At 72.8% G+C, this 12255-nt stretch carries 13 protein-coding genes and 1 pseudogene; 5 read left to right on the top strand and 9 right to left on the bottom strand.

The genetic code is table 11. The features are described 5' to 3' along the window. The 3 genes and pseudogenes from ACWEK3_RS31775 to ACWEK3_RS31765 all read right to left on the bottom strand — a co-directional run. Positions 1 to 191, bottom strand: a pseudogene (locus tag ACWEK3_RS31775) (hypothetical protein); the annotation flags it as partial. Positions 192 to 241: 50 nt separating this feature from the next. After that, positions 242 to 688 carry a helix-turn-helix domain-containing protein gene (locus ACWEK3_RS31770; protein WP_388861368.1) on the bottom strand — a complete coding sequence of 149 codons (447 nt, stop codon included), beginning with the start codon at positions 686 to 688 and terminating at the stop codon, positions 242 to 244. A gap of 306 nt (positions 689 to 994) precedes the next feature. Next, positions 995 to 1366, bottom strand: coding sequence for a GntR family transcriptional regulator (locus tag ACWEK3_RS31765; RefSeq protein WP_361416556.1), 372 nt, complete (start codon positions 1364 to 1366; stop codon positions 995 to 997). A gap of 86 nt (positions 1367 to 1452) precedes the next feature. Here ACWEK3_RS31765 and ACWEK3_RS31760 point away from each other — a divergent pair, with 86 nt between their 5' ends. Continuing rightward, positions 1453 to 2382 carry an N-acetyltransferase family protein gene (locus tag ACWEK3_RS31760; RefSeq protein ID WP_450542240.1) on the top strand — a complete coding sequence of 310 codons (930 nt, stop codon included), beginning with the start codon at positions 1453 to 1455 and terminating at the stop codon, positions 2380 to 2382. After that, positions 2363 to 2881, top strand: coding sequence for a DUF402 domain-containing protein (locus ACWEK3_RS31755; RefSeq protein WP_453251170.1), 519 nt, complete (start codon positions 2363 to 2365; stop codon positions 2879 to 2881). The genes ACWEK3_RS31760 and ACWEK3_RS31755 overlap by 20 nt, the downstream gene beginning before the upstream one ends. Before the next feature lie 23 nt (positions 2882 to 2904). Here ACWEK3_RS31755 and ACWEK3_RS31750 read toward each other — a convergent pair whose 3' ends face one another. Continuing rightward, positions 2905 to 3531, bottom strand: coding sequence for a class I SAM-dependent methyltransferase (locus tag ACWEK3_RS31750; RefSeq protein WP_453251169.1), 627 nt, complete (start codon positions 3529 to 3531; stop codon positions 2905 to 2907). A gap of 139 nt (positions 3532 to 3670) precedes the next feature. Between ACWEK3_RS31750 and ACWEK3_RS31745 the strand changes: the two genes are divergently transcribed. Continuing rightward, positions 3671 to 3805 carry a hypothetical protein gene (locus ACWEK3_RS31745; protein WP_453251168.1) on the top strand — a complete coding sequence of 45 codons (135 nt, stop codon included), beginning with the start codon at positions 3671 to 3673 and terminating at the stop codon, positions 3803 to 3805. Between the two features lie 22 nt (positions 3806 to 3827). Here the strand turns inward: ACWEK3_RS31745 and ACWEK3_RS31740 are convergent, their stop codons facing one another. Next, positions 3828 to 4289 carry a GNAT family N-acetyltransferase gene (locus tag ACWEK3_RS31740; protein WP_390726612.1) on the bottom strand — a complete coding sequence of 154 codons (462 nt, stop codon included), beginning with the start codon at positions 4287 to 4289 and terminating at the stop codon, positions 3828 to 3830. A gap of 250 nt (positions 4290 to 4539) precedes the next feature. Between ACWEK3_RS31740 and ACWEK3_RS31735 the strand changes: the two genes are divergently transcribed. Next, entirely contained in the window at positions 4540 to 5586 is a 1047-nt protein-coding gene (locus ACWEK3_RS31735; protein ID WP_453251167.1) for a lytic polysaccharide monooxygenase auxiliary activity family 9 protein, read from the top strand. 60 nt (positions 5587 to 5646) lie between these two features. Here ACWEK3_RS31735 and ACWEK3_RS31730 read toward each other — a convergent pair whose 3' ends face one another. Together ACWEK3_RS31730 and ACWEK3_RS31725 are read right to left on the bottom strand one after the other, a co-directional pair. Next, the gene (locus ACWEK3_RS31730; protein WP_450542248.1) at positions 5647 to 6507 is read right to left on the bottom strand and encodes an esterase/lipase family protein; all 861 of its coding nucleotides are present in this window, start codon (positions 6505 to 6507) and stop codon (positions 5647 to 5649) included. Between the two features lie 185 nt (positions 6508 to 6692). Beyond that, on the bottom strand, positions 6693 to 7139 hold the full coding sequence (locus ACWEK3_RS31725) for a MarR family winged helix-turn-helix transcriptional regulator (protein ID WP_450542250.1): 447 nt from the start codon (positions 7137 to 7139) through the stop codon (positions 6693 to 6695). Positions 7140 to 7239: 100 nt separating this feature from the next. On the opposite strand from ACWEK3_RS31725, the gene ACWEK3_RS31720 reads away from it, so the two are divergent. Further along, positions 7240 to 7614, top strand: a complete 375-nt coding sequence (locus ACWEK3_RS31720) for a cupin domain-containing protein (protein ID WP_450542252.1) — start codon at positions 7240 to 7242, stop codon at positions 7612 to 7614. Positions 7615 to 7631: 17 nt separating this feature from the next. Here ACWEK3_RS31720 and ACWEK3_RS31715 read toward each other — a convergent pair whose 3' ends face one another. Beyond that, on the bottom strand, positions 7632 to 8606 hold the full coding sequence (locus ACWEK3_RS31715; protein WP_450542254.1) for a DNA polymerase Y family protein: 975 nt from the start codon (positions 8604 to 8606) through the stop codon (positions 7632 to 7634). After that, positions 8603 to 12070 (bottom strand): DNA polymerase III subunit alpha, encoded by a 3468-nt coding sequence (locus ACWEK3_RS31710; RefSeq protein ID WP_453251166.1) that lies wholly within the window; start codon positions 12068 to 12070, stop codon positions 8603 to 8605. The genes ACWEK3_RS31715 and ACWEK3_RS31710 overlap by 4 nt, the downstream gene beginning before the upstream one ends. Between the last annotated feature and the right edge of the window lie 185 nt (positions 12071 to 12255).

Raw genomic sequence — 12255 nt, 5'->3', positions numbered from 1 at the left:
GGTTCGACCCATACGAAGATGGAGCAGGTGCCGCAGCGGATGTACTCGCTGTCCTGGCAGGCGTCGTGACCAGGCCGGGCCGGGAGCGGGCCGCGAGCATGGTCGAGGAGCTGGTAGGGCTTCTCGTCCATGCACACCACCGGACGCGCCGGGTCATAGGGCCGGGCATAGACGGCCAGCACATCTTCCATCCGGGCCGCGAACTCCGCGTTCGCTCGTGGCGGGATGGTCCAGCACTTCCTCAAGTGAGGGCGCAGTTCCGTTTTTTTAAGACCCGCCCGATGGTGGAATGGTCCAGATCAGGGATGTCCTCGACCAGCGCAACGTGCTTCTCCAGCAGCCGAAGCGACCACCGCGCATAACCCGGGGGTGGCGGTGAGCACGCCATCGCGATCAGCCGGGCTTCGACCTCACCGGTCACCGGCGAGGGCACCGGCGGCAGGTCACGCTTCTTCCGCGTGACCGTAGCCTGCACATCGCCACCCGTCTCAGCGAAACGCTTGGCAACCAGCCGCAATGTCTCACCGGAGACGCCGAGCCGAGCCGCGATCACCTCCTGCGAGCCGATCTCGCCTGCAGAGGTGTCGAGCGCGAGCAGCACCCGCGCCCGCCTGATCACCGAGGCCGGATGGACCCCCGTCGTGGTCAGCCGAACCAACTCTTCACGATCAGCCGCGGTCAGCACCACCGGCCTCTTCTTCTGCGAACCCATCGCACCAGCCCTGTCCGGCAGAACGGAAGGGGAATCTGCCACACACCAGCATCCCGACCAAACAACCCACAGCTAAGCAGCGACACACTACTAGTGCTGTGACCGGAAAGGTTTGCCGGGAAGCTCGCGGCGTCCGGTGCGGTACATCGCAAGGCGGAGCATCGCCCGCGTACTGGATGTACTCGGGTGGTGCGACAACGCGGCGTGGGGGTACCCCCGGCCGAAGGCTGGGGGAGTGCCGTGCCGGGCGTCGCGAGCCGGTGAACCATTCCGGTCGCAGCACTAGCGCCCCTCGTAGGCCGCCCGCAGGGCGTCCCGCACGGCGGCGAGCGCGTCGTCCTCGGTGAGACCGAGCCGTCGCACCCGTTCGGCGTACGCCTGGGCGGCGGCCGCGGCCTCCCGCGCCGCCGCCGAGTCCGCGGCGGCGACGAACGTGCCGTTGCGCCCGCGCGTCTCGATCACGCCGTCCGCCTCCAGTGCCCGGTAGGCCTTGGCGACCGTGTTCGCCGCGAGCCCGAGCGACTCGGCCAGCCCGCGCACCGTGGGCAGCCGGTACCCGACCGGCAGCGCCCCCGACCGCGCCTGCTCGGAGATCTGCGCCCGCACCTGCTCGTAGGGAGGTGCGCCGTCCTCGATGTGGATCTTCAAGGTCACGGGGTGATTGTCCCGCACCCGCACGCGTACGGCCCAGCGGAAAATGGGAGGCACTCCGCCCGGTCTCCGCCGTAGCGTGCCCCTCCATGACCGTGATCATCCGTGACCTCCGTCCCGACGCGCGGGCCGACCTCGAGGGCTTCGCCCGCGTCCGGCACCTCGCGCTGCCGTTCATACTCTTCACGCCCGACTCGCTCGTCCACGACCTCACCCACCTGCACCCCGACGCCCACTACCGGCCGCTGGTCGCCGTGGCGGACGGCGAGGTGATCGGCACCGCGCAGGTGCACCTGTCCCACGAGAGCACCGAACCCGGCCAGGGCAACATCAACGTGTACGTGCATCCCGAGCACACCCGCCGCGGCGCTGGCAGCCTCCTCGTACGGGCCGCCGAGGAACATCTGGCCGCGCACGGGGGGACCAGGCTGTACTCCTGGGTCCTGGACGAGCCGGGCAACCGCGCCTTCGCCGAGCGGCACGGCTACCGCGCGAGCCGGAGCGCGCACTTCCTCCGCCTGGACCTGGCGAACGGCACGCTCCCACCGCTCCAGGACCCGCCCCCGGGCGTGGAGCTGCGCCGGGGCTCGGACTACGCCGACGACCCGCGCCCCCTGTTCGAGCTGGACGCGGAGACCGCGGCGGACGAACCCGGCGACGTGGACTACGAGTTCACCAATTACGCGGCCTGGCTGGCCGAGACCTGGCGGCACCCGCTGTTCAACCCCGAGCTGACCTCGGTGGCGGTGGTCGACGGCCGTCCCGCGGCCTTCACCGCGGCCCGCACGGACGGCGGTACCCGGTACTCCACCGCCATGACGGGCACCGCCCGCGCCTTCCGCGGCCGGGGTCTGGCCAAGCTCGCCAAGAACGACTCGCTGCACCGCGCCCGGGCCGCCGGGTACACGGAGGCGTTCACGGGCAATGACACCGGCAACGCGCCGATGATCGCGATCAACGAGTGGTTCGGGTACGCGGTCTGCGGGACGGAGGTGCGCCATGTCCGCGAACTCGGCTGAGGCCGGCGGCCGGCCGCCGGCGCCGGCGGAGGTGGACGTCGTCCTCGTCAAGGGCGGCCGCACCAAGATCCGGTACCGGGGCTTGCTCGTGTCCGACGACGGCACGCGCCTCACTGTCCGGGCCGCGTGGGCGGGCGAAGGGGTCCGCGACTTCGGCTTCGTACGCTTCGAACCGGGCGACGTCCTCACCGAGCACTACTGGCGGGACCGCTGGTACTCGGTGAAGGAGGTCCACGGCGCCGGAGGCGCGCTGAAGGGCTGGTACTGCGACGTCACCCGCCCCGCCACCCGCTCCGGCACGGACCTCGTCGTCGAGGACCTCGACCTGGACCTGTGGCGCTCCGCCGACGGCACGGACGTACGGCGCCTGGACGAGGACGAGTTCGCGGCGAGCGGCCTGGCGCACACCGACCCCGGGGCGGCGGCCGCCGCCCTGGCCGCCCTCGACGAACTGGAGGGACTGGCCCGCGAGGGCGGCTTCGAAGCGCTGCTGTCCTGATTCCCGCACCGGCTCGCGCGAGCTCAGTTCGAGGCCACCACCGCGTACCGCTCGTCGTCCACCTCCCGGCCCCACAGCCGCGCGTCCGCCGCCAGTGGCTCCAGGTGGATGTGGGAGGCGAGTGGCCGCAGAAGCATGGTCAGCCGGTCCGGGGGTATGCCGACGGGGGTGAGCGTGCCCCAGACACCCTCGATCAGGACGAGCCGGCCGTCCGGCCGCAGCAGCCCCTGCCAGTGCCGCAGCGCGCGGGCGGGGTCGGGCAGTGTCCACAGGACATGCCGGACCAGGACGGCGTCGAAGCGCTGCCCGCCCACCGGCGGGTTCGCCGCGTCACCGGCCAGGAACACCGCGTCGTGGCCGGCGAGCTTCGCCCGGGCCCGCTCCGCCATCGCCGGGGACAGGTCGACGCCGGTCACCCGGTGCCCCTGCTCGGCAGCGAGAAGCGACAGGCTGCCGGTGCCGCAGCCGAGGTCGAGGATCTCGGCGGGGTGTCCGGGCAGCCAGCCGCGCAGCCGTTCGGCCCAGGCGGCGCGCACCCCCGGGTCGCGCAGCCCGTGATCCGGCTCCTCGTCGAAGACGGCGGCCTGGGCATCCCAGTCCACCCCGCCCCGGACCGCCCCGTCACCGTCGGTCGTCGTATGCGCACTCATGCACCCCAGAGTGACACCCGCCACTGACAACCGAATCGTGACAGCCGCCACAGACAGACCCGCACCGATAAGCGACTCTCGCCCGAAAGGTCCTACCTCCGTGCGAAGACGGATCCGGTAGGCCTCGAAGGAGGCAGCCATGCGCCGAGTGACAGTGCAGAAGCCCCTGAGGAAGACGGACACCCGCCGCGTCCGCGAGGAAGCCGACGAGCGTCCCACCGGGCGCCCCGAGGTCCGCAAGGACATCGCGCGCACGTGGTGGCCGGACACATGACCGGCGGCCGGACGATGAGACGTCAGACCAGCCGCTTGCGGTAGTGGACGCGGTCGTAGGGCCCGTCCACACGGCGCTCGACGACCTCGTAGCCGAACCGCGGATAGATCCGCTGGTTCTCCCACATCAGCGCGTTCGTGTAGAGCCTGACCTCGGGCAGGCCCAGCGCACGCGCGCGCGTGTCCACGAACTCCAGCAGCCGCCGTCCCACCCCCGTGCCGTGCGCGTCGGGGTGGACGGCGATGCTGTCGAGGAAGAGATGGTCCGCGCGCGCCTCGATCACGACGAGCCCGGTCACAGGGCCCCCTTCGGGCTCACGGACGACGAACACCTTCCCCGCCGCCACGTCCGCCGCGTGGTCCGCCTCCATGGGCGCCGGGACGACTCCGATGCGCTCGATGTAGGGGCGGTAGGCCGCGTCCGTCACCGCCTTCACGGCCGGTACGTCGGCGGCGGACGCCGCCCTGATCCCCTCGTCCACCATGCCCTGCGCGCCCCCTGTCCGGTCCCTGCCCGACGCCCCACCTGAGCGCAGCCTCAGCGCTCCCTTAACGCGAGCATAAGGATCTCCCCGCACCGCCTCCAACCGGCGTTTTCGCGGTGCGTTGCGGCTAGCTTCTGATCACCCCCACGGGATCCGTCCCGCCCCACGGGATCCGTCCCCCTCACGGGATCCGTCCCCCTCACGGGATCCGTCCCGCCGTGTCAGAACAACCGCCCCGAGGAGTGCCCCGATGCCCGCACGCCGTACGGCCGCCGCTTCCGCCGTCCTCGGCCTGGCCCCGCTGGCCCTGACCGCGCTCGCCGCGGCGCCCGCGGCCGCGCACGGGTCCATGGGGGACCCGGTCAGCCGGGTGGCCCAGTGCTACGCGGAGGGGCCGGAGAGCCCGAAGTCGGCGGCCTGCAAGGCGGCCGTCGCGGCCGGCGGCACCCAGGCGCTGTACGACTGGAACGGCATACGGATCGGCGACGCGGGCGGCCGGCACCGGGAGCTGATCCTGGACGGCAGGCTGTGCGGCGCCGGCAACGAGGAGCTCAAGGGCCTGGACCTGCCCCGCGCGGACTGGCCCGCGACGGGCGTGCACGGCGGCGCGTACACCTTCAGGTACCGCGTGACCGCCCCGCACAAGGGCACCTTCACGGTCTACCTCACCAAGCCCGGCTACGACCCGGCCAAGTCTCCGGCCTGGGACGACCTCGATCTGGCGCATCCCGTGGCGACGGCCACCGACCCGGTCGCCGCGGACGGCTTCTACACCTTCTCCGGCACGCTGCCCGAACGCTCGGGCAGGCATCTGCTGTACGCGGTGTGGCAGCGCTCGGACAGCCCGGAGGCCTTCTACTCCTGCTCGGACGTCACCTTTGGCGGCGGGAGCGGCGGCGCGTCCGGCGGCTCCGCCCCGGCGCCGGCCGCCTCCGCGCCCACCGAGCGGCAGATCGAGGACGGTGCCGGCAATTCGTCGGTCGAGCACCACGGCCACGGGGACGACGACGCCCGGACCACGAAGGACCCGGTGGCGCCCGCGTCGGCGGACCCGGCCGCGAGCCCGGCGTCGCATCCGGCGTCGGACCCGGCCGTGCGGTCGGCCGGGGACACGGCCACGGCCGAGCCGAACCGGCCGCGGGCCGCCGGCAGCCCGGTCAACCTGGCCGAGACCGGCGGCGACGACCGCACCCCATACCTCACGGTCGGCGGCGCGGCCGCCCTGGCGCTCGGTTCGGCGGCCCTGTTCGCCTCGGTCCGCCGGCGCGCCGCGGCCGGCGGCGGGCGAGGCCGCTGACGCGGCCCGTTGAACGCGGGGCCTGTCCGGCGGCTCAGGCCGGGCAGGCCCCGAGCCACGTCAGCTGAAGACCGACGCGCAGGTGGTGGCGGTGGCGTGGGCCGGGTCGAGCGCGTTGGCCACCTCGTGGAAGGCGATGCGGTCGATCGTGCCGATCGTCACGTGCTCGGACAGGTCGACCGCGCACAGGTCCTGCAGCAGGACGTTGCGTACGTCGAGGCCGGTCAGGTACTGGCTGGGCCACGGCGTGGCCACCTCGTCGTACTTGGTGGCGATGACCGTGTAGCGCACGCCGGGCACGGTGTCGCCGCCCTCGTTGAGCTTGGCGAGGAAGGCGGACCCGGCGATCTGGTCGGCGAGGCCAGGGGTGGCGGTCTTGAGCAGGTCGCTCGCGCCCGGGAAGTAGGGCAGGAGGTTGGTGAGGCCGCTGAGGGTGGCGCCGTGGTTGTCGGGCGCGATGCCGACGAGGGCGTTCACCTTGGCGGCTCCGCCGAGGAACTTCAGGTAGTAGCGGGGCATCATCCCGCCCTGTGAGTGGCCGACGAGGTCGGCCCTGGCGGCGCCGGTCGCGGCGAGCACCTTGTCGACGAAGGCGGACAACTGCTCGGCCGACTTGTCGATGGGGCCGAGGCCGTAGAAGAGCGGGACGCCCGGCAACTGGCCGTAGTCGAGGGAGAAGACGCAGTACCCGCGGTCCTTCAGGTACGGCGCGAGGGACAGCCAGTTGTCGATGGAGTTGCCGAAGGTGCCGTGGACGAGGACGACGGGGCGGGGGTGGGCGGCGGAGGGCTTGCAGCCGTAGTCGTTCCACCCCCTGCTGGGGGCACTGGCCGCGTGAGCGGTGGCGGCGGGGGCGGTGGCGAGGGCGGCGGCCAGCAGCAGGGCGGCGAGTGGTCTGAGGGCGCGCTTGAAGGGCAGCATCGAGTGATCTCCTTGCGGCTCAAGGGAGGTGCGACGGCACTACGCCCTGTGATCCGGATCACGGGATGCTGTTCACTCGTCAAGTTACGGACGAGTAGTAAAACTGTGAAGTTACGCGTCAGTAAAAACTTCGGGCGACGTCCGGCCACGACCGAAGGCCGTGATGCAACGCCCCTGACGAACCGTCACCAAGTGGGCCGGATCGGACCCTGCGGCGCGAGGCGTGCCAACTGCTCCCACAGCGCGCGCACTTCACCCTCGCCGATCACCTCACCCCACGCCCGCACGGCGTCGGCGGCCGACTCCTCCGCCGCGCGGGTGCAGGCCCGGCCGCGCTCGGTCAGCACGATCAGACGGGCCCGCGCGTCCTCGGGATGCGGCAGGCGCTCCGCGTATCCCTTGCGCACGATCTCGTCGACGAGCTGACTGGCGGCCTGCTTGGTGACCCCCAGATGGGCGGCCAGCTCGGTGACCGTCGCCCCGTCCGGGGCCAGCCGCGCGAACGCGAAGCCGTGCGCCGGCCGGAGCCCCTCGAAGCCGCGGGCGACAACGCCGTCATGAATGCGCTGGGTCAGCTCGCCCGCGACGGCCAGCAGGGCGGCGGACAGGGCCATGGCTTCGGAGTTCTGCACGGAGGCATTGAAACACCCTTGACGAAATGGTCAAGCGCCTTGACCATGGCTTCCATCCGCTTGGTCAAGCAGCTTGACCATTGAGTCCGAGGAGGCACCCATGCCCGTCGTCCGCCCGTCCGACGCCGTGACCCACGAGATCCACGGCGCCCGCTTCGTCTCGTACGCCACCCCGCAGACCGGGTCCAGGCAGCTGTGCGCCTGGCGCGGCGAGATCCCCGCCGGCACCAGGGCCCCGGCCCACACCGTCACCCACGAGGAGATCCTCCACCTGCTCGACGGCGAACTCCTGATCACGCTCGACGACCGCACCGAGCGCGTCGCCGCGGGCGACACGGTGATCATCAACGCCGGTACGACGCTCGCCGTGGAGAACCCCGCGGACCGCACCGCGGTCTCCTGGGTCACCACGTCCCTCGGCCTTCAGGCCCGCCTGGCGGACGGCACGGTGCTCACTCCGCCGTGGGCCAACTGACCGCGAGTCGAAGGGAGTCACGCGGCCAGCGTGCCCGGCATCACCGCCCGCGGGCCGAACCGGGCTCGCGCGCGGTCCGCGACCTCCTCGATACGGCGGACCTTCTCGTCGACGGGGTCGAAGGTGAGCTGGTGGGAGGCCTGTTCGGCGGGCCCGAGGCCCTCGGCGCGCAGGGCGAGCGCGCGGACCCGGGCGCGCTGGAGCCCCAGGGCCTCGTACAGGGCGTACGCGACTCCGGTCAACGCGGCCGAGTGCGCGGTCGGTTCGGTCAGCGTGCGGCTGCGGGTGGTGCCGGAGCGATCGGAGTAGCGCACGGTGAGGGTCAAGGTGCGGCAGACCTTGCCCAGGGCGCGCAGCCGGGAGCCCAGTTCCCCGGCGGCCGACAGCAGCGCCCTGCGGTGCCGGTCGGGGTCCAGTTCGTCCCGGTCGAAGGGGCGTTCCGCCACGAGCGACCTGGAGATGGCGTTCGGTACGACCCGGCTCCGGTCGACGCCGTTCGCCTTCTCATGGAGTTCGCGGCCGGACTTGGCGCCGACCAGGCGCTGGAGGGTCTGCAGGGGCGCGGCGGCGACCCGGCCCAGGGTGTCGAGGCCGTACTCGTCCAGGGTGCGGGCCGTCGCCGCGCCGACGCCGGGCAGTGCGGTGACGGGCCGCTCGGCCAGGAACCCCGTCACGGCGTCCGGTTCGCCGGGCACCGCGCACGTGAGTCCGGGCCGGGCGTCGCGCAGGGCCATGCGGGCCAGCATCGGGCCCGGCCCGGCGCCGATCACGCAGTCCACGCCGTGCAGCGCGAGGGCGCGGACCCGGATCACCGACGCCAGCTCGACCGCGTCGCGCCCGAAGTACCGTTCGGCGCCCCGCAGATCGGCCAGCGCCCCGTCCGGCGGCAGCGCCTCGACGACCGGGGTGAACTCCTCGAGGAGCCCGAGCAGCCCCGGCAGGGCAGCCTCGTACATCGGCGGCAGCTGGAAACGTACGCAGAGAACCGTCATCCCGCACTCCCTGGACTCTGGTGCCACAACTTCCTTCCACCCGGCGGGCCTTCGCCCGCGGGACGCAGATCGGCCCAGGGGTGCATCTCGTACCCCGTGGACATGCGGATCGTCCGGCCGTGCGCGGGGGCGCCGTCGGCGGGCTCCTCCGGTGCCGGTTCGGCCAGGCGCGCCGCCACTTCGCCGAGTCCGCCCTCGGCGCGCAGTTCGGCGAGTTCGGCCAGGTTCCAGGCGGCGGCGCCCACCACACTGAGGCTGCGCGGACCGCGCCGCTGCACCACACCACGCACCAGCAGCAGCCAGGAGTGGAAGACGGTGTGCGCGCAGGCGTCGTGGGAGTCGTCGAAGAAGGCGAGGTCGACCAAGCCGGTGCCGTCGTCCAGCGTGGTGAAGATGACCCGTTTGCCGGACCGGACCGGCGGGGTCTGGGTGGCCGCCTTGGCGCCCGCGACCAGTACCGTCTCGCCATGCCGGGCCTCGCGCAGCCGGCGCGCCGGGACCACGCCCAGTTCGTCGAGGAACTCCCGGTGGTCGTCCATCAGGTTCCGTGAGACGTCCATGGACAGCACGCCCAGCTCGGCGCTGAGCCGTTCGGCGTCGGACAGGCCGGGGAGCCCGGCCGCGGCCGTCTCCCTCCCGCCGGCCAGCGGCAGTTGGCCGCCGCCCGCGCCGCGGGCGCCGCGGTGCAGCTCGGTCAGGTGCAGTTGCAGGTCGCGCCGGTTGGCGCCGAACGCGTCCAGCGCGCCCACCTGGGCGAGCCGGGCGGCGACCGGGCGGCTGGGCCGGGCCCGTTCCCAGAAGTCGAGCAGCGAGGCGTAGGGCTGTCCCTCCGCGATCCGCGCCGCCTCGGCCTCGCTGATGCCGTACACGTCGGAGAGGGCCAGCCGAAGTCCCCACATACCGGAAGAACCAGACTTCAACTCAGACACCAGTTCGATACGGTGGGCAACTCCCGACCTGTTCACGTCCAACGGCAGGATCGGCACTCCGCGCCGCCGCGCGTCCGCCAGCAGCAGCCGCTTCGGGTACATCCCGGGGTCGTGCGTGAGCAGCCCGGCGTAGAAGGCGGCCGGGTGATGGGCCTTCAGCCACGCCGACTGGTACGTCGGCACGGCGAAGGCGACCGCGTGCGCCTTGCAGAAGCCGTAGGAGCCGAACGCCTCGACGACCTCCCAGGTGCGGTGAATCGTTTCCGCGTCGTACCCCTTCGCCGCCGCGTGCTGCGCGAACCACACCTTGATGCGCCCCTGCGACTCCGGGTCGGACAGCCCGCGCCGCACCCGGTCCGCCTCGTCGCGTCCGCAGCCGGTCATGAGGTGCAGGATGTGGATGATCTGCTCATGGAAGACGACGACCCCGTACGTCTCCTCCAGCGGTTCCCGGAGGTCGGGGTGCGGATAGCGCACCGGCGCCCGCCCGTGCCGGGCCTCGATGAACGGCCGCACCATGTCGGCGGCGACCGGACCGGGCCGGAACAGGGAGATGTCGACGACCAGGTCGTGGAACGTGGCCGGCTGGAGGCGCCCGACCAGGTCGCGCTGGCCCGGGGACTCGATCTGGAAGCAGCCGAGGGTCTCGGCGGAGCGGATGAGCCGGTACGTCGCCGGGTCGCCGTCCGGCAGGGAGTCCAGGTCGATCCGCTCCCCCGTGGTCCGCTCCACCTCCGCGACCGCGTGCGCCATCGCCGACTGCATCCGCACGCCCAGCACGTCCAGCTTGAGCAGCCCGAGGTCCTCCACGTCGTCCTTGTCGAACTGGGACATGGGGAAGCCCTCGCCGCTGGTGGGCACGATCGGTGTGCGGGACGGCAGGGAGGCGTCGGAGAGCAGGACCCCGCAGGGGTGCATGGCGACCCCGCGCGGAAGGGCGTCCAGGGCCTCGACCAGCTCCCACAGCCTGCCGTACCTGTCCCGCTCCCCCGCCAGCGCCCTGAGTTCGGGCAGTTCGTCGAGTGCCGCGCGGGCGTCGCGGGCGCGGATGTGCGGGAAGGACTTGGCGATGCGGTCGATGTCGGCGGGGTCCATGGACAGGGCCGCCCCGACATCGCGGATGGCGTGCCGTACGCGGTACGTCTCCGGCATGGCGACGGTCGCGACCCGCTCGGTGCCGAACCGGCCGATGATCTCGCGGTAGACCTCCAGCCGGCGTGCGGACTCCACGTCGATGTCGATGTCGGGCAGGGCCGTGCGCCGCTTGGACAGGAAGCGCTCCATCAGCAGCCCGTGCTCGACCGGGTCGGCGTGGGCGATGCCGAGGAGGTGGTTGACGAGGGAGCCGGCGCCGGAGCCGCGGGCGGCGACCCGGATGCCCATCTTCCGTACGTCGTCGACGACTTGGGCGACGGTGAGGAAGTAGGTGGCGAAGCCGTGGTGGGCGATGATGTCCAGCTCCCGGTGCATCCGCTCCCAGTAGTCCCGGCGGCCGGCGTAGCCGCGCAGCACCATGCCCGCCGCCGACCGGGAGGCGAGTACGCGCTGGGCGGTGCGGCGGCCGGCGCCGACGAGGTGCGGCTCGGGGAAGTGGACGGTGCCCAGGCCGAGGTCGTCCTCGGGGTCGACCAGGCACTCGGCGGCCGTCGTCAGGGTCTGCTCCAGCAGGCGGTGGGCGGCCTCGGTGCGGAAGCCGGCGGCCTCCACGATCCGCTCGGCCGCGCGCAGCATGACGTCCGGCTCCTTCAGCCAGGCCTCGCCGGAGTCCAGCTCCTTGGCCGGGTCGATGGGGACGAGCCGGCGGGCGGCGTCCAGCACGTCGGCGACCGGGCCCTGCCCCGGGTCGGCGTACCGGACGGCGTTGCTGAGCACGGGCCGGATCCGCTGCTCGGCGGCGAAGCCGACGGTGCGGGCGGCCAGGCGCAGCGAGCCGGGTCCGGTGCCCGTGCGGCTGTGCCAGACCGCCTCCAGGCGCAGGGCGTCGCCGTAGGTCTCACGCCAGGGCACGAGGAGTCTGGCGGCCCGGTCGGGGCGGCCGGCGGCGAGGGCGCGGCCGACGTCGGAGTCGGGCCCGAGCAGAACGGTCAGGCCGTCCGCGTGGTTGCCGGGCCAGGGCAGCAGCGGGGTGCCCGGAGACGGGGGTCCCCCCTGTTCGCGCGCAGCCGTGAGCCCGGAGTGGGCGGCGGTGACCAGGCGGCACAGATCGGCCCAGCCGCGGGCGCCGGCGCGGGCGAGGAAGGTGGCGCGGGGAGCCGACTCGTCGACGAAGGCGCCTCCGCGCACCGGGGTGCGGCGCCGGTCCCGCCGTACGGGCTCCGCGGTCTCCACCGCCAGCTCCACACCGAACAGCGGGCGGACGCCCGCCGCGGCGCAGGCCTTGGCGAAGCGGACCGAGCCGGCCAGGGTGTCGCGGTCGGTGAGCGCGAGCGCGTCCATGCCCCGTTCCGCGGCGCGTTCGGCCAGCCGCTCCGGGTGCGAGGCGCCGTAGCGCAGGGAGAACCCGGAGGCGGTGTGCAGATGCGTGAAGTCCGGCATCCGCACCTCCCGCACTCGTGAGCCGTGACCGCCCTCGAACATCAGTTCCCATCTCTCTCACCCCCACCATAAACCAATTTCCGAACGTCTGTGCGACATCCGTTCGAGCGTGTCCCACCTGCGCAAACGCCCGGCGCCCGGAGCGCGAGGGACGTGACGGCCATGCGAAAGCCCCGCCCTCGTGA

Source organism: Streptomyces sp. NPDC004721, assembly GCF_053601495.1.
This window is presented reverse-complemented; position numbering and strand designations above follow the sequence as displayed.

Coding starts and splice junctions, on each gene's coding strand:
- ACWEK3_RS31760 (WP_450542240.1), top strand. CDS start 1,453: ATGACCGTGATCATCCGTGACCTCCGTCCCGACGCGCGGGCCGACCTC.
- ACWEK3_RS31755 (WP_453251170.1), top strand. CDS start 2,363: ATGTCCGCGAACTCGGCTGAGGCCGGCGGCCGGCCGCCGGCGCCGGCG.
- ACWEK3_RS31750 (WP_453251169.1), bottom strand. CDS start 3,531: ATGAGTGCGCATACGACGACCGACGGTGACGGGGCGGTCCGGGGCGGG.
- ACWEK3_RS31745 (WP_453251168.1), top strand. CDS start 3,671: ATGCGCCGAGTGACAGTGCAGAAGCCCCTGAGGAAGACGGACACCCGC.
- ACWEK3_RS31740 (WP_390726612.1), bottom strand. CDS start 4,289: ATGGTGGACGAGGGGATCAGGGCGGCGTCCGCCGCCGACGTACCGGCC.
- ACWEK3_RS31735 (WP_453251167.1), top strand. CDS start 4,540: ATGCCCGCACGCCGTACGGCCGCCGCTTCCGCCGTCCTCGGCCTGGCC.
- ACWEK3_RS31730 (WP_450542248.1), bottom strand. CDS start 6,507: ATGCTGCCCTTCAAGCGCGCCCTCAGACCACTCGCCGCCCTGCTGCTG.
- ACWEK3_RS31720 (WP_450542252.1), top strand. CDS start 7,240: ATGCCCGTCGTCCGCCCGTCCGACGCCGTGACCCACGAGATCCACGGC.
- ACWEK3_RS31715 (WP_450542254.1), bottom strand. CDS start 8,606: ATGACGGTTCTCTGCGTACGTTTCCAGCTGCCGCCGATGTACGAGGCT.
- ACWEK3_RS31710 (WP_453251166.1), bottom strand. CDS start 12,070: ATGCCGGACTTCACGCATCTGCACACCGCCTCCGGGTTCTCCCTGCGC.